General features: G+C 51.9%; 12 protein-coding genes. 6 read left to right on the top strand and 6 right to left on the bottom strand.

The window, feature by feature from the left end; all coding sequences use genetic code 11:
- Nucleotides 1-118: 118 nt before the first annotated feature.
- Nucleotides 119-2,221, bottom strand: coding sequence for a methyl-accepting chemotaxis protein (locus tag V8F51_RS21895; protein WP_337102638.1), 2,103 nt, complete (start codon nucleotides 2,219-2,221; stop codon nucleotides 119-121).
- A gap of 317 nt (nucleotides 2,222-2,538) precedes the next feature.
- Between V8F51_RS21895 and V8F51_RS21890 the strand changes: the two genes are divergently transcribed.
- Nucleotides 2,539-3,690 carry a serine hydrolase domain-containing protein gene (locus V8F51_RS21890; protein ID WP_337102637.1) on the top strand — a complete coding sequence of 384 codons (1,152 nt, stop codon included), beginning with the start codon at nucleotides 2,539-2,541 and terminating at the stop codon, nucleotides 3,688-3,690.
- A gap of 57 nt (nucleotides 3,691-3,747) precedes the next feature.
- On the opposite strand, the gene V8F51_RS21885 is transcribed toward V8F51_RS21890, so the two are convergent.
- The gene (locus V8F51_RS21885) at nucleotides 3,748-4,881 is read right to left on the bottom strand and encodes a serine hydrolase domain-containing protein (protein WP_337102636.1); all 1,134 of its coding nucleotides are present in this window, start codon (nucleotides 4,879-4,881) and stop codon (nucleotides 3,748-3,750) included.
- Nucleotides 4,882-4,934: 53 nt separating this feature from the next.
- Nucleotides 4,935-6,902: an alpha-amylase family protein gene (locus V8F51_RS21880; protein ID WP_337102635.1), complete on the bottom strand. Its 1,968-nt coding sequence runs from the start codon at nucleotides 6,900-6,902 to the stop codon at nucleotides 4,935-4,937.
- 161 nt (nucleotides 6,903-7,063) lie between these two features.
- Between V8F51_RS21880 and V8F51_RS21875 the strand changes: the two genes are divergently transcribed.
- Nucleotides 7,064-7,933, top strand: coding sequence for an AraC family transcriptional regulator (locus V8F51_RS21875; RefSeq protein WP_337102634.1), 870 nt, complete (start codon nucleotides 7,064-7,066; stop codon nucleotides 7,931-7,933).
- A gap of 8 nt (nucleotides 7,934-7,941) precedes the next feature.
- Here the strand turns inward: V8F51_RS21875 and V8F51_RS21870 are convergent, their stop codons facing one another.
- Nucleotides 7,942-8,817 carry a helix-turn-helix transcriptional regulator gene (locus V8F51_RS21870; protein WP_337102633.1) on the bottom strand — a complete coding sequence of 292 codons (876 nt, stop codon included), beginning with the start codon at nucleotides 8,815-8,817 and terminating at the stop codon, nucleotides 7,942-7,944.
- Nucleotides 8,818-8,936: 119 nt separating this feature from the next.
- Here V8F51_RS21870 and V8F51_RS21865 point away from each other — a divergent pair, with 119 nt between their 5' ends.
- The 4 genes from V8F51_RS21865 to V8F51_RS21850 are packed head-to-tail and all read left to right on the top strand — an operon-like array spanning nucleotide 8,937 to nucleotide 15,794.
- On the top strand, nucleotides 8,937-10,088 hold the full coding sequence (locus V8F51_RS21865; RefSeq protein WP_337102632.1) for a glycoside hydrolase family 88 protein: 1,152 nt from the start codon (nucleotides 8,937-8,939) through the stop codon (nucleotides 10,086-10,088).
- A gap of 16 nt (nucleotides 10,089-10,104) precedes the next feature.
- Nucleotides 10,105-10,743 carry a hypothetical protein gene (locus V8F51_RS21860; protein ID WP_337102631.1) on the top strand — a complete coding sequence of 213 codons (639 nt, stop codon included), beginning with the start codon at nucleotides 10,105-10,107 and terminating at the stop codon, nucleotides 10,741-10,743.
- Between the two features lie 40 nt (nucleotides 10,744-10,783).
- Entirely contained in the window at nucleotides 10,784-14,773 is a 3,990-nt protein-coding gene (locus V8F51_RS21855; protein ID WP_337102630.1) for a glycoside hydrolase family 2 protein, read from the top strand.
- Between the two features lie 49 nt (nucleotides 14,774-14,822).
- Nucleotides 14,823-15,794 (top strand): alginate lyase family protein, encoded by a 972-nt coding sequence (locus V8F51_RS21850; protein WP_337102629.1) that lies wholly within the window; start codon nucleotides 14,823-14,825, stop codon nucleotides 15,792-15,794.
- 410 nt (nucleotides 15,795-16,204) lie between these two features.
- On the opposite strand, the gene V8F51_RS21845 is transcribed toward V8F51_RS21850, so the two are convergent.
- Nucleotides 16,205-17,101 carry a carbohydrate ABC transporter permease gene (locus V8F51_RS21845; protein ID WP_337102628.1) on the bottom strand — a complete coding sequence of 299 codons (897 nt, stop codon included), beginning with the start codon at nucleotides 17,099-17,101 and terminating at the stop codon, nucleotides 16,205-16,207.
- Nucleotides 17,095-17,994 (bottom strand): ABC transporter permease, encoded by a 900-nt coding sequence (locus V8F51_RS21840; RefSeq protein ID WP_337102627.1) that lies wholly within the window; start codon nucleotides 17,992-17,994, stop codon nucleotides 17,095-17,097. Before V8F51_RS21840 ends, V8F51_RS21845 begins: the two co-directional genes overlap by 7 nt.
- Nucleotides 17,995-18,016: the final 22 nt, after the last annotated feature.

Here is an 18,016-nt window from a genome sequence, read left to right as displayed (position 1 = left end):
GTTCATTTTTTTCATCCTTTTGTTTAATATATTCAGGTTATACGATCATTCTAAATTGCTGCAACAGCTGCTTCGAAAATAAAAAGGCAGCCGATTCGCTTCGGCTGCCTCTCATTGATCAAAGCATAAATTTGTTCAGCTGCTCCTTCGACTCATTGGCCATGTCCAACAATTCACTAGCAGATGTTGAGATGCGGGAAATTGTCTCCAATTGCGATTGTGCCAATGTGGACACCTCATTCATACGGTTAGACGATTTTGTGTATATATACGATATTTCGTCAATAGATGCCGTTACCTCTTCAGCGCTAGCGGACATCTGCTCGGAGGAGGCTGAAATATCATGCACATTGCCCGTTACCGATTCCGAATTGAGCACAATATTTTTGAACAGCTCATCGGCTTTCTGAATAACCGCCATTCCTTCTGTCGCTTCTTTGACTTCAGCTTCCATTGCGCGGACTAGCTGCTTTGTATTCTCTTCAATTTCATGGATAATGCCTGTAATCAGTGTCGACGAGCTTGCCGATCGTTCAGACAGCTTCTTAACCTCCTGCGCAACGACGTTAAAGCCCCTCCCCGCCTCTCCGGCTCTTGCCGCTTCTATGGATGCATTCAACGACAGCAGATGCGTTTGTTCGGATATCTCCCTAATAACTTCGATAATTTGCGAGATATCATTCGACTTGCTTCCTAGAAATTGAACGATATGGGCCGATGCGTCGACCGAATCATGAATGAGCTGCATCTGTTTGACGGCATCATGAATGACCGCTTCCCCATGCATGGCTTCATCAAGAGTGTGAGATGATTCATCGGATACGATGGAGGAAGATCCGGCAACCCTCTGAACGCCAATCGCAATTTCTCGCATTGCCGTCGAGCTTTCATCCAAACTAGCGGCTTGCCGCTGGGCGTCCTTCGCCAGCTCGTCAATATTTCGATTCACAACGTTTAACGACTCTACGGAACGGGCGGTCTGATTGCTCAGATCATAAGAGGATTCATACACTTTGTTGACGATTTGCGTACTGTTCCGTATCGTTTGCTTGAAGGAGCCCACCATGGCATGAATCGAGTTAACGATCTCTACTAATTCATCCTTGGTTGAAATATTCACGCTGCCTCGCAGATCTCCTTGCTCATACAAGCTTAACGACTCCTTGATAGAGACTACAGATCGGATTACCGATAAATAGAAACCGATAAATACGTAGCTTAGCAACAATATAGCTGCTAGAACGACCGCATTAAAAGCATTCACCTTCGCTTGATAATCATCTATTCTAATATTCAGTAAGCGATCGAGATTGGACGCCTCCAGCTCGAATAACTTAGAGTAAGCATCTATCAGTAGCGTAGACTGTTCAAAAAAATGATTAGAATCGAGCTGTCTATTATCGAAGTCGAGCAAGTTTTGTTCGATTAAAGACAGATAAGAGAGCGCTAGACGATTATTGTCTTCGCTGACTTGCGCTAACTCGCCTTTCAGTGTCTCGTTTTGCGCAATTGAAGTGAATACTCCCCGATAGATATCAGCTATGGACGCTTTCGATAAACTGTAAAGCTCCATTATTTCATCGCGGCCGGCATCATCCATTGTCCCGACGGATAAGTAGCCTGAACCGATGCCGCGGATTTTCGCCACATTTTCCATCGATGCTGGAATTTTGTTCACAATGCCGTCCATGAGGTAATAGCTGTCCAGATCAGGATCAATAATTAAGTTAGACGAATCGCCGACAGCCGCTATCAAAGCGATCAGATCGGCAATTAGCAAGGAGTGTTGGTCGAATAACGATGGATCATCTAACCGTTTACTGGCGATCGATGTCCAACTGTCGGCAATTGCGCCTATTCGATCATCCGTCTTCAGTTCCTTGCCCAGCCTTGCATCCGTCAGCCGTAACTGTTCTAACTTGCCTTCTATTTGCTTTCTTACCTCCATTAACGAATCAGATACAGAAATATCTTGTTTCGCGTAACGATGGCTCAGTCCTCTGCTTTGTTGAATATCTGAAATAAGCGCATATACGGGTTCAATATACTCAACGCCCAACTTTTCTTTTTGCGTAAAATCAATTAAACCTTTCATTGAATCCTGGAAAATATAAAACATGACCGACATCGGAATGAGCACCAGCAGCCCAATCCATATAAATTTGTATTTATAACGAAGCCTATCCATCACTTTCATTGAAACGCCAAATAACTTATGCAACTTGCAGCCCCCCTGATTGTGTTAGAAAACATAAGACATCTACACTAGTTAAACTTGATTCAGGAATAAACGAAGTGTATATGGCATATAAAATGACACACAAAATCTCGGAAGACGCCGTTGTCTTCAAGAAACATTCATTCGACCCTTGAATATAACGCAATTATGTCAGAAAAACGAACATAAATATAGTATCACGGATAAACAATAAGCGCGACAGTATTTTTCGAAAAGTTACTTGATAAGGAAGAATAACCCTTACATAATAGAGTTGTAATTATCGGTAGACAATCTAACAACCTTTTAGGAGGACTAAAATGAACTTTTCGAAGCTGGAGGCTTATCTGGATCGATTTTATACGGAAAAAAATATTCCAGGCTTAGGATTTGCCATGTACTACAAACACGAACCTGTGTTTGAGCATTATGCGGGATTTTCGGATGTCGAAAATCAAGTCCGTTTCGGACCAAATACGCTTTTCCGGCTCTATTCCGCAACAAAGGTAATTACTTGTACAGCCCTTCTCCAGCTATTGGAGGCTGGAAAGTTTAGATTGAGTGATCCGCTCCACGCTTATATTCCTGAATATAAGAGCATGACCGTGCGCCATATTCGGAAGGATGGATCTGAGGAAGTTCGCCCTGCGCATAACGATATCGCGATCGAGCATTTGTTCAGCATGACGGCGGGCCTCGACCAGCGGGATACCGAAGAAACGCAGAAAGTGATCGAAGCATCAGGCGGCGAAGGCAAAACGCTGGATGTCATCCGGGCGCTCGCGAAGGAGCCGCTAGTCTTCGAGCCGGGCACGCATTTCAAATACGGCGCTAGTCATGAGGTGCTGGGGGCGCTTATCGAGGTGCTGTCTGGAAAAACGCTGGGGCGCTATTTCAAGGAGAACATTTTTGACAGGATCGGTATGAGCGAAACGTCATTTGACCTGAAGGATGAGAAACGTTTCTGTAAGCTGTACAACAACTTCAACGGGAAGACGCATTCGGCCGAGAGCATTGGCGAGACCTTCGTTATCCAGCCCGGCAGCGCTTATGAAAGCGGCGGCGGCGGACTCTACTCAACCGTATCCGATTACATCTTGTTCGCTGAGGCATTGTGCAATTATGGTATGGCGTTGAACGGCGAGCGTATCCTTAGTAAAGAAACGGTTAACACGATGAGGACCAGGCGTTTGTTCAAAGAGGCGCAGCAGGATTTCGCCAATTTCGGAGGAGTGAGCAAGAGCGGCTACAGCTATGGTCTTGGTGTACGAACGCTGGTGGACCGCGAGGAAAACAACTCGTTAAGCCAAAACGGCGAGTTCGGCTGGGACGGTGCCCGCGGCTGCTATGTGGTCATTGATCCCGAAGCGGAAATCACGCTGTTCTATGCGCAGCAAGAAGGCGGATCGCCGTGGTACCGCTGGCACGGCACCATTCGCAACTATGCGTATGCCAGTGTCTGGGGCGACTAAAAAACGAAAGAGCCTATCAAAAGCCGCAACCGGCATTTGATAGGCTCTTTATTACGATTACAAACAGCTATATACGACATTTCTCAACCGCGGATGCACGTAAGGCTCCTGATTGTTCAGCAGATGCTGGGCGTACATGACGGTCAGCTGCGATTCCGGATCGATGATGGCCATGCAGCCGGCAGCGCCGCTCCAGCCGAATTCGCCGATAGGACTCAATGAGCCGCTGCCTGCTTTGGAGATATGCGTACGCACGCCCAGTCCGTAGCCGTAACCTTGCATAGGATCCCAGAAAAAATCGTCGCGCATACGGTCAGTCAGATGATCCGTCCGCATCAGATCGATCATCGCCGGCGATATAATGCGTGCACCGTCCGTGCTTGTTCCTCGATTGGTCAGCGCGTTCAGGAACAGCGCATAATCGCTCACGGTGGACAGCAGCCCCGCTCCGCCGCTATCGAATTCCGTTCCGATCCGGTAGGGATTCCCATCCTTGCGTTCAGACTTGCCCAGTTCTTCCCTATATTCGTATTGGGGCGCAAGACGGCTTCGCTGCGCTTCCGACAGATTAAAATCTGTATCGAGCATGCCCAGCGGACCCGTAATTTCGTCGCGGATATAGGCGCTGAACAATCTTCCGTCCACGACCTCGATGAGCGCTCCGAGAACATCATGGCATAAGCTGTAATTCCACCTGGTTCCCGGCTCGAACGACAACGGTTCCTTGGCGAGCGCCTCCGCGAAGGAACGCGTCGGCACTTTGCCTCTCGTTCTTTCAATGACCTCTTGTATAGAAGGGGCTTCGAAATCATAGGAGAAGCCGGCCGTCATCGTGAACAGATCCCGCACCCGAATCGGCCTCTCCGCACGCTCGAGCACAGCTTCGCCGCTTGCAAGTTTCTTCTTCACGTTCATCTCTGCGTATTCCGGAAGATAGTCCGACAGCGGATCGTTCAGATGAATCGCTCCCTTCTCAACGAGCCGAAGCGCCGCCACGCAGGTCATGATCTTCGTCATGGAATATATATTGAATATACTTCCTTCTTCAATAGGCGTCCGCTCTTCCAGGTTAGCGAAGCCATTCCGGTAGCGGAACACCGTTTCGTTGCGGTGTATGACCAGCACCTCCGCCCAAGGGATACGCCAGGAGGTCACTCGGTCGATAAATGAGGCTAGTGGTTTAAAGTCCATGATTGATCATCCTTTTATATAAAGTAGTTGTTTAGCAAATGCCTTTCTTTCGTTCATTCATAATCGATTACTACCATTTGATGGCACTCAAGCACGGGAACTGTGTACGTAACGGTGTCATTCTCGTGGTTGAACGGAAGCGGTGTCATTTGCGGTGCCAAATAAACCTGCTTCACGGGATTTGCCGTCCGCACGGATACCACGACATCGTAAAGCGGAACGATATCCTCAATGACTTCGATGCCTTCGCCACGGCGAACCGGAGACGCATACAGCAGGTGATTGACCAGCCGGTTCTCTTCCTTCTGCTCCTGAAGCGTGACTATGCCTTGCGCAGGCAGACTCGTCTGCAGCGTCTTGCCGGGCAGCAGAAGATTCAAGGCATGCAGCACCGCTTCCTTCAAGATCAGACTGCCTTTGGTCGCATAATCCTCGAATACATTCCACGCGATATAAATTCCGCTGCCGCTCTCCACCATGCCCGGCCCGCCGTCTGCGTAGCTGCTCGGCGTATGCTGATGCGAACAGAACGTGAACGCGTCTCGGTTGAAATACGGATCCTCGCGATGTCCAAGCGAAGTTCCGCCATCCAGCTCGATCTTCTGTCCCTGCGCGTAAAAAATGTAGGATGCCTCCCCCAAGCTCCCCGGCTGGAAGAGAGGGCGGAAATAATCGGGACGATACGGGTTCGCACCTAGATGACGCACGCCAAGGTCGATCGCGAATGCACGGCCTTCCGGATTCAGTCCGGACCAGCCCGTTGCGAGAATTTTGCCGCCCTGCTGCAAGTAAAACTCTAATTTCCCCCGCAGCTCATCGCCAACTTCTACGTAATCCGGTAATATCAACACTTTATAAGCCGAAAATTCATGCTCCGTATCGATAACATCAAACAGCAATTTCCCCTCGAGCAGCATGCGTACAGCGCCAGCATCCGAGTTCGACTTGCGCGCCTCCGCCTTCGAATGCATGCCGGTCGCTTCAAGCGACAGAAGGGCCACATCGGCAACGTTCGTCGCCTTCACGCACCAGGCTTCCTTGTTCTCGACCTCGCCATAAGCCGCGCCGATCAAGGCATAGGTCGCTTCGTCCATATGGCCGTCCGGATGCAGTTGATCTCCGATCGAGCATCTAGCGCCATTGGCTAAGCTGAGCGCCGCTTCGTAACGGAGCGCGTTCGGGTGCTTATAGCCGCCGAATTCCCCCCAAGACGTATGGAATTTCCCCGTCATGCCGAGAAAATCGACGCCAAGCGTCTGCGCATACCGGGCCGACAACGGGAAGTGATCGTAGCCCCAGCCGCCTGTCGGCAGCGATTCCAGCTCCAAGTGGCTGTTCATGGCTGCCAAGTCGCGGCGGCCGCGCGCGATATGCCCGCCATTATGGAAGATCGGCAGACCCGGCTTGACCGATTCGACCGTTTCCTTCACCTTTGCCGTATAGCCCGCATACGTGTTCTCCCAGAGTTGCCGCATCGCCTTCGCATCACGCGGATCGATCCCTTGCTCCTGCGCGCTCTGAACGCAATTATGGCAGTAGCATTTGCGCACCCCGACGATATCGAGGAACAAGCCGTCAGCCTCATAGCGCGACAACGTCTCGCAGATCTGATTGAGCAGGATATCCAGGTAAGGCGAATTCATGCAAAACTGGTGATAACCCGGCTCCATGAAACCTTTGACCCAATTCGTATGGTCATGCTCGTCGCGAATGAGCCATTCCGGATGGCGTCTCGCTAACTTCTCGTCGAGTCCTGCCGATAAGTATACGGGTGTCTTGACGTCAATCTCATGCGCAGCCTCAATCATTGCCGCAAGCAGATCGAAGCCCAGTCCCGGATGAATCTCGTTCGCTTCCGTTGGATGATAAGCCCATCCATGATGGCATTTGGAGAACAATGTAATCGAATCGACGCGGCCCAGCCGCAGCATATCCTGAAACTGCTTCTTGTCGAAACGGGCTCCGATCGGCGCAATCGCTTCGGAGGTATGAAAATCGAGATGGACCTGACGGAATCGCATAAGCTATATCTCCCTTTCCGGTTCGTATAGCTTAACTATATAAGCTCAGCAGCTCAGCGCACAGGTTCATAAGCGACTTTTTATAGCACGATTTCTACCTTCCGGATCGTAAGTCATGCTAGAATAAGATAAAGATTCCTTATGTAAAGGAGATGCTGGCCATGCAATGTCTGGAACTAACGATTCCTCCGCTGCCGCAGCTATTACTGATTGGCCACGCCTTCTGGCCGCCGGGTCAACAGCACTTTGTCCGGTCATTCGATGTATACGACATGCTGTTCGTCTTGAAAGGAACGTTGTATATAACGGAAGACGACGTGCCCTACGAAATCAAGGAAGGCTCCATGCTTGTGCTCGAACCGAACCGGACGCATGTCGGGCATCTCCCCTGCGAAGAGACAACCGAAATCATTTGGATTCATTTTGTTCATCCAGAGCCAGTACGAACGATCGACAGCAGTCACATCCCGTGGTCGCTTCCTTCTGCCAAAGGTACGAATCACGATGTTGAACCGCACCGGCAGGTCATGTATATTCCGAAGTTCACAAGCGTGCACGTTCCTGACATCCTCCCGTTCCTCCAGCGGATGCTGGAGCTGCATCATACGTTATCGCCCGCAAGCTCCTTGCCGCTGCAGACGCAGCTGGCCGGCTTGTTCGTTGCGCTGCAAATGGCCGTGCATAACAAATATGTTCCACGCTCCAGATTGCTCTGCGATCAAACGATTGCCTATTTGCAGCAGCATCTGACCAGACCCTTCGACGCCAAGCATATGGAGCAGAGTTTGCATTTTCATTTCGACTATCTCGCCAGATGCCTCAAGAAATATACGGGCATGAGCCCGCTTCAATACTTGCATGATCTGCAAATCAAGCAAGCCAAATCTCTGCTGGAGGGCACGGAGCTTTCCGTATCCGAGATCGGCCAGCGCATCGGCATCGAGAACGCCAACTATTTCATTCGCTTGTTTCGCAAACAAACGGGAATGACGCCGGGGCAATACCGGTCTTCCCGAATAGGCAGGGCATAAGCAAGTAACTACTTGGCGGAATGATGCAGCGCCGACCGGTAGTCCAGCGGCGTCATGTTTTTATGTTTTTTGAACAGCTTGCAAAAATAAGGAGCGCTCAGTCTGCCAACCTCGCGAGCGATCTGCCCCACCGATTTGTCCGAGCTCCCCAATAAAACGCACGCTTCGCGAATTCTTCTAGCCGTGACGTAATCCGTAATGGATACGCCGGTGTATTGCTTGAACAAATGGGATACATAGTAGGAGGACAGGTGCAGCTCTCCGGCCAGCTGTTCCAAACTGAAGGGCTGCCTGAAATGTTCCTCGATCCAGTCCATAATGGCTTCGATATGACCGGTTTTCTTCACAGACCAGCCTTCAGGCGGCAACTCCGCATGGGTGATGACCGACAACTGAAGAAGGCGCAACAAAGCAATCACAAACAAAATGTGAGCCTCTTCCTGATCCTCCCCCGCTTCCCGAATAGCCCCTGCATGTCCCTCCATCAGTCCACACATTCGGCTTTCCGCAAATGCGAACTTCGGCGTGGGCAAAGCACCTTTGGCCAGCAAATGAAGAAAGGATTGCAGCTTCGGATACGGAGCGAGGTAAGGCTCCAAGTACCTTGGATCAAAGGTAAGATTGCTTCGTACATACTTGGCATCCTTACGGCTCGGAATTTCCACCCGGTGCAGTTGGTAAGGCTGGAAACAGAACAGCACTCCGCCCTCTAATTCATAGCTGGCGCCCTCTACCTCCACGAGTCCTTGGCCCTCGTGAATAAATAACAATTCCAAACCTTGATGCGCATGGAATTTGAGAAAATGATCATCATTCCACTCATCCCTGAACGCAAAGTGGAAGCTGCTGTGACCCAGGTCCATGTGCTCGATGCGAGAAGCCAATTCTATCGCCCCCTACGTTACGAGAATCGCAATTCAGCTATATTTTAGCACAACCTAGAATCATTCGTCCGGTTATATAATGGAGGCAGCTTTTCACAAAAGAAATGGAGGTTGCCGCCATGTGGGCACAAGCGATCGAAGACGCTTTGACTGTCGTTTCCCAAAATATCGAACGGTTTGAAGACCAGTTCCCCCTTACGAGCTCCCAAGGAGACCGGATCTACCGATTGACTCCGAACAATGATTGGACCGAAGGATTCTGGAGCGGAATTCTCTGGCTGTCTTATGAATACACCAACGATTCCCGTTATAGAGATGCCGCACTGAATACGGTAGCCAGCTTCCGCGAACGTCTCGAGAATCGGGTCAACCTGGACCACCATGACATCGGATTTCTATATTCGCTTTCTACCAAAGCACACTGGATTTTAGAAAGGGATGAACAATCCCGTTCGATTACGCTGCAAGCCGCGGATGTTCTGCTAGAGAGATGGCGCGAGGTGCCGGGCATTCTGCAAGCATGGGGACCTAAGGACGATCCGCAAAACGGCGGGCGCATCATCGTGGACTGCCTGATGAATTTGCCCCTGCTGCATTGGGCCTACGAGCAAACCGGCGACGAGCGATATCAGCAAGCTGCCGCCAAACAAACAGCTATAAGCCGTCGCTTCCTCGTCCGCGGCGATGACTCCACCTACCATACGTTCTACTTCGATCTATCGACCGGAGATTCGATCCGCGGCGGCACTCATCAGGGCAGCCAGGACGGGTCGACTTGGACAAGGGGGCAAGCCTGGGGAATCTACGGTTTTGCGCTTGCCTATCGATATATGCGGCAACCGGATTTGCTAGATACGGCCAAGCGATTGGCACGTTATTTTGTCGATCGGCTTCCCGAGGACGGCGTCGTGTACTGGGATTTTGACGTACCGCAGGTGCCGGACACCAAGCGGGACAGCTCCGCTGCAGCCATCGCCGCATCCGGCATGCTCGAAATAGCCGAATGGCTTCCTGATGGAGACGCCGATCGGGATTGGCTGACCAGCGCGGCCGAACGAATGGTCACGGCGCTTGCCAAGAGCTATTCCACGAAGGGAGAACAAGATGCCCAAGGACTTCTCAATCGAGGCTCCTACGCCGTCCGGCTTGATATTTCTCCGGATGATTATGTGATCTGGGGCGACTATTTTTACCTGGAAGCTTTAATGCGACTGGAGCGCGGAGTACCCGGCTATTGGTATGAGCGGCAACGAGGACAGACTGGCGAATAACAACCGGAGGCGACATATGCAGCGTTATCACTACCGGGCGCAATGCCGTAAGGGCATCGATCCTGAATCGTATTTCCGCGATATAATGTCCGAGCTTAAGAGCCGAATGAAAGACCTTGGCATTCGACAGCTTAGCTTGTTCCGTTGGGGTGCCCAGTTGTTTGTTTATTTCGAAAGCGCTTCGGAGCACGTCGATCCCCATCGTCTCTTCCACGATTGCGAATCGGAGCTGGTGGACTGGCCGGGAACGGACATCTCCAGAAAATGGGTCCCGATGATGGACATCTTCCACTATCAGCAGCCTGTGAGCGGGAAGCAATGGCGACGGAACGAGACTGCGTCAAAGCCATTTGCCCGAATCGCCCGGCTAAAGCCGGAACAGGTGGCCAGTTATATTTTCTACCATTACCAATACCAAGAGGAACGTCCCGGCGACGGGGACAAATACGGGATGATCGCCCTTCATGAGAATTTGATGTTTTTTTATTCCGAATTGCCGGCCACCATCGAACCTCCTCCATACGAAGGCAAGCTCTCCACCTCGGGCACGCCCTCGGACTGGTCGGAGGCGATGGAGCCGCATTTCATCATGTGGGACGAAGAGACGGATGGCTCTCTCATCTGGCTGGAAATCCCCTTGGTGATTCAAGCATGACGACGACTGACTGACTGCGATTGAAGAGGAGCGTACAGTGATGAGAACATCGATATGCTTGAACGGCGAATGGGAATTCATGCCCTTGTATGAGAACCGCTCGGGCTTTGACCTCCCAACGGAGCTTGATTATGACGATCGTAAGATACAGGTGCCCTCCAGCTGGAGGGCTTCCTACGTTCGGGCTTCGGGAAAAAGCTTCGGAGAGATACCCGAACACGGGTATGCCCCTTATGATCTGCACGGTTATCCGAAGGAATGGACGCGGGCCGATGCAGGCGTTCTTCATCGGGAGTTCCGGCTGCCGGATACGATGCCGGAGGGCGCAAAACGCATCTTCTTGCGGTTTGACGGCATTATGCAAAAAGCCGCCGTTTACTTGGACCGCAAATTGATCGCGATATGGGAAGACGGCTATCTGCCGCTTCTGGCGGATGTGACGGAATACGTGCAGGCGGGAACCACGCACCGGCTGCATGTCGTCTGCGGCAACTTCGACAAAGTGACGCTGCCTTCCGGACAAACCAAGACTACCGGCCTAGTCGGTTCTTGGTATGGCGCCATGGCTAGAGGGATTTGGCATGATGTATATGTGGAGAGCAGGCCTGCCGTTACGTTGTCGGATGTCGCCATTCGCACGTCAGTCCGGGAAAAGCGATTGGAAGTGGATGCTAGAGTTGCGTTTGGTGATCCGCCTCGGTTATCACACGAACCGCCGCTCAAAGTACGGCTGAATGTCCGGGAAGCCGGCAGGCCAACTTCCGCTCCCGTTCTCTGCGCCGAAGCTAGCATCCCAAAGGCGGGGCAAAACGTCCCTGTCGCCTTCCGACTCGACTGGACGAACCCTAAGCTTTGGAACCCGGATCAACCGTTCCTCTATCGACTAGAGCTCGAGCTTTTGGATGGCGATCAGGTCATAGACGTTGTGTCGGAGCGGTTCGGCTTCCGCGAAATCTGGACGGAAGGATCTCGTTTCATCCTTAATGGTACGCCGGTCAACCTGCGCGGCGATTCATGGCATTTTCAAGGGGCCCTGCAGCAAACGGAGGCATATGTGCGTAATTGGTACCGTATGTGCAGAGAAGCTGGAGTCAATAGTGTCAGGCTCCATGCCGAACCCCACCCTTCCTACTATCTGGATATTGCCGACGAAGAAGGGATGCTGATCGTCGACGAAACCGCTATATACGGCTCCAGCAAGTCGATGCAGGCGGATCATCCCGATTTTATCGCCAACTGCAAGAACCATGTCCGAAGATTGGTGGAACGGGATCGGAATCATCCCTCCGTTATCATGTGGAGCCTGCAGAACGAGATGCGCTGGGTAGACGGACGCGACCGCTTCAAGCAGCAAATCCCATCCATGATGGACATCATTCGCGAGCTCGATGGTACTCGGCCTATCATTCTTGAAGGCGACAACCGGCTCCTTCACAAGGAGCTTACCGAGGTCGAGAGCTTGCACTACAACATTGACGGCACGATCGCGCAGTGGGATCGGAAGTCGCCTCTCGTATTCGGCGAGCATGGCGGCTGGTGGTATGTATGTCCTCAGAATAGCAGTATGTACGTAGGACATGCAGCGTATCGGAATACCGATGAATGTGTAAAAGGACTGGCCGAGAAAGAACGGCTGTTCATCGAATATGCGAGGCGGCAAGGCGTATCCGGAATATCCACCTTCAACTTTGCCCATTACTTCATGCGCGCCATGCCCGAGAGGGATATTCCGCTTTCGGTAGCCAGCCTGGATACTCCGGGACCGAAGCCGACTGTCATCCCGCGGTATTCCTTATCTCTGAACAATGGCATGCTTCCGGAACCATATCCGTTATATGTGAAAAACACGTCGTTCGACATGCTGGCCGCTTCCTTCAAGCCCGCCACCATGATTGCTATTGAATATAACCGCTCCTTCTTTGACGACAAGCCGATTGTCAGAAGCTTCGACGTATACAATGATACGATGCAACCGCGCCGGACGCGCATTGCATTCGAAGTGCGGCAAGGCGGCAAGCTCATTCACAGCGAGCTGCTCGAATTTGCGCAAGTGCCGGCTGATCGCGCGACCGCAACCGTCACATGGAGGCCGGAGCCTGTTCGTTCGGTATCGGTTCTGCAGCTACACGCCGTAATGCAGCTAGATGACGTACCGGTTCATGAGCTTGATATAAGCTACAAGCTCTATCCTTCACGTCTCAAGACCGATCCCCTTCATGTTGGGAGACCGGTCGTATACGTAGGCGGCGAACAGGATTACGCCGTGATTAACGCTCTTCTTCCGGAATGCACGCGCCTTGATCCTGCGAGAATCGCACAGCTTTCGCCCGATCATCTGCTGATTGCGGGAAGCAAGCTTGAGGATACCGACGGTCGGCTTGAGCAGGCGCTCAATCATTTTGTCGCCGGCGGCGGACGGGTCGTGCTGCTGGAGCAGCCTGATCTGTCCCTCGGCAATCTGGCAGTCTCCAGGCAGGAGTTCATCAGAGCCCACTCCGGCAGCTACGATCATCCTGTCCTGCAGGGTCTGGACAACGACGACTTGATGTTCTGGCACGAGGAGCTTCACGAGGACGGCCCTCTTCCGATTGTTCATGCTGCGTTCGAGAAGCCCGTCCAAGGAAACTTCACGATGATATTGGAATGCAGCGCAGGCGATTTCGGCGACGGCGGTGATCTATGGTCTCCGCTCATCGAATACCGGAGCCGCAATGGACTTTTCATCGCCAACCAGCTGGAGCTAACGGCGGGCTTCCATGACGTGCCTCAAGCCTGCCTGCTGCTTCGCAATCTGCTTGCATACGCTGGGAACATCGCTACGAACGAAGTACGCACGGGAGCTATCGTAGAACCGGGCGGGCAAGCCGATGATTTCCTTCGCAAGCTTAACTTGACCTTCGACGTGCTGCCGGATCCGACGCTTGCTTATCTTGAGGTATACGGCCTCCTACTCGCCGAGCCTCATTTGCTCGCGAAGCCGAAATCGGCTCATGCGATACGGGAATATGCGGCAAAAGGCGGCAAAGTTGTTATCCTTCCTGCGGATACCTCTCAGGAATCCGCTTTGAGCGCTTTGCTGGAGCGTCCTGTCACGCTTCGCAAGCAGGAAACCTATCACTTGGAGGCCGACTACAGTTTGCCTGAAACGCTAGGATTAAGCCCGGTCGACTTGTTCGGCTTCGACAAAGTATTTCTGTCCCCCCGGGAAGTCGTGAACCGTCCGCTCGCTTCGTACAGCTTGAAGGCGGACGATACGTCCGCGCTTTGCACGAGCGTGGAAGGAACGGCATGGAAGGATTATTTTGCAGGGCAGCATACGGATGAATACAGCAGATTGGCTCTCGTGGAGCTGAATCGCGACAAGGCTCAGCCTTCGGGACATTATGTGCTGCTGACGGAATCGGGCGCAGGTCGCATTCTGTTATCCCAGCTTCTTCTAGAGCCGGAGAGCGATAAGTCCCTCCGTCTATATACGAGGCTGCTCGCCAATCTTGGCGCGGCGTTCGAAGACGAACCTCTGACTCATGCGAAGGGGGATGCTGCTTGGTCCGTTGAGAAGGTGATGGCGCTTCCCTGCCGGCCTTATATAGATTTCGAAGAAATGAAAGCCTATTATACCGATCCTGAATTTTCGCTTAACAATTTGGGAGAAGGACTGTACGGTTGGATGCAGAAGAAGGAACGCGGCCGCGACGACGGAGTATTCCGCATCCAAAATCCGGGCCGCGAGAAATGGTTTCTGAGCTGCTTCGTGCATCTGCTGGAATCGGAAACCCATCCTGCTGACGAAACGCGCATCGGCAAACTGCAAGTGACTGCGAACTGCCATTACGAAATATATTTCAACGGCAGCCTCGTCCCCGATCCCGAGGATCGTTTGGAGCTGCAAGCCGGCATTAACCGCCTTATCGCCATCGTGTCGGGTACGGAAGAAGCTATCCGCTTCGGACTCGTATTCCGGAATACGGATGGCACCTATATGCGGAATCTCCAATACCGACTGACGATTGATGAAGTGGAGCCCAAATAACATTGTGCGAATGCCATAATCAAGTTAAGGGAAAGGATTATACGCGCTTATGAATAAAACGACTGCTTCTATGGACGCGCTGCTCCGGCTTGCCGATGAAAGTCTGTCCGTTTGCTGCCATGCCGTTCCCGTATGGACGATTCCCGGCTTTTATTTCGATGCGGCAGGGCATCAGGCTGCCAAGCGGCTTATGGAAGCGGATGCTCAGGCAGCCTTTACGACAGCGATGGCGTACAGGCTGACTGGCGTCAATGCCTACGCCGATAAAGCAATAGCACTAATCTGCGGCTGGGCGGCCGTCAATCGGCAATTGGCGGGCGATGACGGCCCGCTTGTGTCCGCCTACTTGGGAACAGGATTTATACAAGCGGCGCTGCTAATCGGCGAATATGAAGGCTGGCGCAAGGAGCAACGCGATCTATTCGTCCGTTGGATGACCGAGGTTTGCTTGCCGGAGTGGGATCGTATCCCGCTCCGGAACAATTGGTGGAGCTGGAGCATGTACGCCCAGCTCTCGCTGTTCCGCTTCATGGGCGACAAAGATCGCTTCGCCGAGAAAGTCGGCCATTTCAAGGAGCATATCGATGCTTCGATTGCGCTTTCGGGATTCATCCCGGAAGAAACAACAAGAGGAACGAAGGCCATCTGGTACCATTATTTCGCCCTCGCTCCCCTTACGGCTGCGAGCAAGCAGATTCTGGACTTTACCGGCGAGGATTTGTTCCGCTGGGCGTCGCCAAGCGGCAAAACCATCAAGAAAGCGCTCGACACCTTGCTCTATTACGCGGACGGCCATGCCGAGGAATGGCCGTACGACAAGGAGCAGAGCGTTCCCGCACCTCTCGCCTCCGATACATGGCCGCTCGATTTGTTCGAGGCGATGTCCGCGGTGTACGAGGATTCCGATTACGAACGATTCGTTTCCACCTATCGCCCGATCATCGGCAATCGGAATCGAAACAGCGGCTATTTTCAATCCTACGCTTGGGTGTTCCCTGAGCTGCTTTTGAGCTCTTCCTAGAACCAACTATTAACGAGAAAAAGGACCTCGAACATCGCTTTACAGCGGAATTCGAGGTCCAGCTTTTCATTTGATCATAATGAAAATATTCAGCCTCATTTGCCTGCATTTCATACAGTCTAATCGGTCCCAATCGCCTGTTAAGCGACTTTTGAATGGAAAACATACAGTCAAAACCGGCATTTCACCCCTCAACAAAGGTTCCTCCGTCCGTTTGACTGTACTAAATCCAATCAAACTCTGATATCGGATCGATTCCATCCATTTGACTGTACTAAATCCACTCAAAAGGCCAGGACATCTCTAAAAAGAGCCAAATAAATGACAAAATCTCTGAGATCCATTCAACTCCAACTAATTAAAGACTCGCAGCCATTTCGCTGCGAGTCTTTTCTTTTACACTTTGCACCTTAACCTTTCACCGATCCGATCATCGTCCCTTTTTCGAAGTATTTCAGCAAGAACGGGTATACCACGAGCACGGGCAACGAGCATACGATGACGGATGCCATCTTCAGACTCTCCGGCGCGGGCGGCACCAGATTCGTTGCCGTCGTGAAAGGATCCAGCTTGTTTTCAATAAGAATTTGCCTAATGACTTGCTGCAGCACGTACTTCGATTGATCGGTCACGTACAGCAGGTTGTCCATGAACGCGTTGATATGATGAACCATCGACCAAAGTCCGATCGTTACCAACGACGGAATCGAGAGCGGCAGCACGATGCGGAACAAAATCTTCATATCCCTAGCCCCGTCGATGCGGGCGGCTTCGATCAAGGCGTCCGGAATCGAACGGAAGAACGAAAGCATCACCAGCACTTGGAAGGCGTTGGCCGCCGTTGGCAATACATAGACCCATAGCGAATTCAGCAGATGGAGCTCTTTGATTAACAAGTAATTCGGTACGATGCCCCCGTCGAAGATCATGGTGAACAGCAGGAGCAGCACCAAAGCGCGCTTCATCGGAAAATCGGGCCGCGACAGCGGATACGCCGCGCAGACGGTGACGAGCAGCGTCAGAAAGGTGCCCACGCCCATGCGGAACAGCGTATTCGCATAGCCCGACCAGATGAAAGGATAGTCCAGCAGCTCCCGATAAGCCGTCCACTCGAAGTCCCGGGGGAAGAAGTGGAAGCCGCTCCGAAGCGCCTCCCCGCGGCCGCTGAAGGAAACCGCGATCACATGGATGAACGGATATACGACGACAAGCGCAAGCATCGTTAACACGATGTAGATCATAGCAGGCGCTATGCGATCCTGCCATTTTTTGTCCTTCTTGACTGACTTTCCTCCTGCTTCTACCATAACCCGCTCTCCCCTCGGCTCAGTTTCCTTACGGTCAGATTGGCGCCTAGTATGAGCAGAAGACCGACCAGCGACTTGAATAAGCCAATCGCCGCCGTGTAGCTGTACTGGAACTGCTGCAGACCGACCCGATATACGTAAGTGTCGATAACATCGCCGGTTTCATAAGTAACCGGGTTAAGCATATTGATGATTTGTTCGAAGTTCGCGCTTAAGAAACCGCCCAAGCTCAAGATGAACATGATCGCCACGGTTGGCATGATCGACGGGATATTAATCTTAATGATCCTCTGCCAGCGGTTCGCGCCGTCAATGATGGCCGATTCCTGCAGCTCCGGGTTGATTCCCGACAATGCCGCGAAGTAGATGATCGAGCCCCAGCCGAGATCCTTCAGAATAGCGGAAAAGACCACGATGGAGCGGAAGTACTCCTTCTTCCCCATGTAGAAGACCGGCTCTCCGCCGAACCATCCTACGATATCGCCTACGACGCCGGTCGTCGGAGATAGAAAATAGATGATCAGACCCGACATAATGACCCAAGAAACGAAGTGGGGCAAATACATCGTCGTCTGAATGAATCGTTGGAAATACCGGGATCGAACCTCGTTAAGCAGCAGCGCCAATACAATCGGAGCCGGGAAAGCAAAGAGCAGCAAATAAAAATTAAGGAGCAGCGTGTTTTTGAGCAGCCGATAGAAGTCGCTGTTTTGGAACAGCTCTTGAAAATGCTGAAGCCCTACCCACGCGCTTCCCCATACCCCGTCTACGACCCGGAAATCCTTGAATGCTATAATGACGCCGTACAACGGCCCGTATTTGAAAATGAAGAAAAACAGAAACGAAAACAGAAACAGCGTAAAGAGCTCTCCATGCCTGCGTATGGTTTTCATGCTACACTTCCTTGAACCTTGG

The organism is Paenibacillus sp. YIM B09110 (assembly GCF_037167145.1).
GTDB lineage: Bacteria > Bacillota > Bacilli > Paenibacillales > Paenibacillaceae > Pristimantibacillus.
The sequence above is the reverse complement of the archived record's forward strand: the minus strand, read 5'-3'. Positions and strand labels throughout refer to the sequence as shown.

Coding starts and splice junctions, on each gene's coding strand:
- V8F51_RS21840 (WP_337102627.1), bottom strand. CDS start 17,994: ATGAAAACCATACGCAGGCATGGAGAGCTCTTTACGCTGTTTCTGTTT.
- V8F51_RS21865 (WP_337102632.1), top strand. CDS start 8,937: ATGTGGGCACAAGCGATCGAAGACGCTTTGACTGTCGTTTCCCAAAAT.
- V8F51_RS21855 (WP_337102630.1), top strand. CDS start 10,784: ATGAGAACATCGATATGCTTGAACGGCGAATGGGAATTCATGCCCTTG.
- V8F51_RS21845 (WP_337102628.1), bottom strand. CDS start 17,101: ATGGTAGAAGCAGGAGGAAAGTCAGTCAAGAAGGACAAAAAATGGCAG.
- V8F51_RS21885 (WP_337102636.1), bottom strand. CDS start 4,881: ATGGACTTTAAACCACTAGCCTCATTTATCGACCGAGTGACCTCCTGG.
- V8F51_RS21880 (WP_337102635.1), bottom strand. CDS start 6,902: ATGCGATTCCGTCAGGTCCATCTCGATTTTCATACCTCCGAAGCGATT.
- V8F51_RS21850 (WP_337102629.1), top strand. CDS start 14,823: ATGAATAAAACGACTGCTTCTATGGACGCGCTGCTCCGGCTTGCCGAT.
- V8F51_RS21875 (WP_337102634.1), top strand. CDS start 7,064: ATGCAATGTCTGGAACTAACGATTCCTCCGCTGCCGCAGCTATTACTG.
- V8F51_RS21860 (WP_337102631.1), top strand. CDS start 10,105: ATGCAGCGTTATCACTACCGGGCGCAATGCCGTAAGGGCATCGATCCT.
- V8F51_RS21890 (WP_337102637.1), top strand. CDS start 2,539: ATGAACTTTTCGAAGCTGGAGGCTTATCTGGATCGATTTTATACGGAA.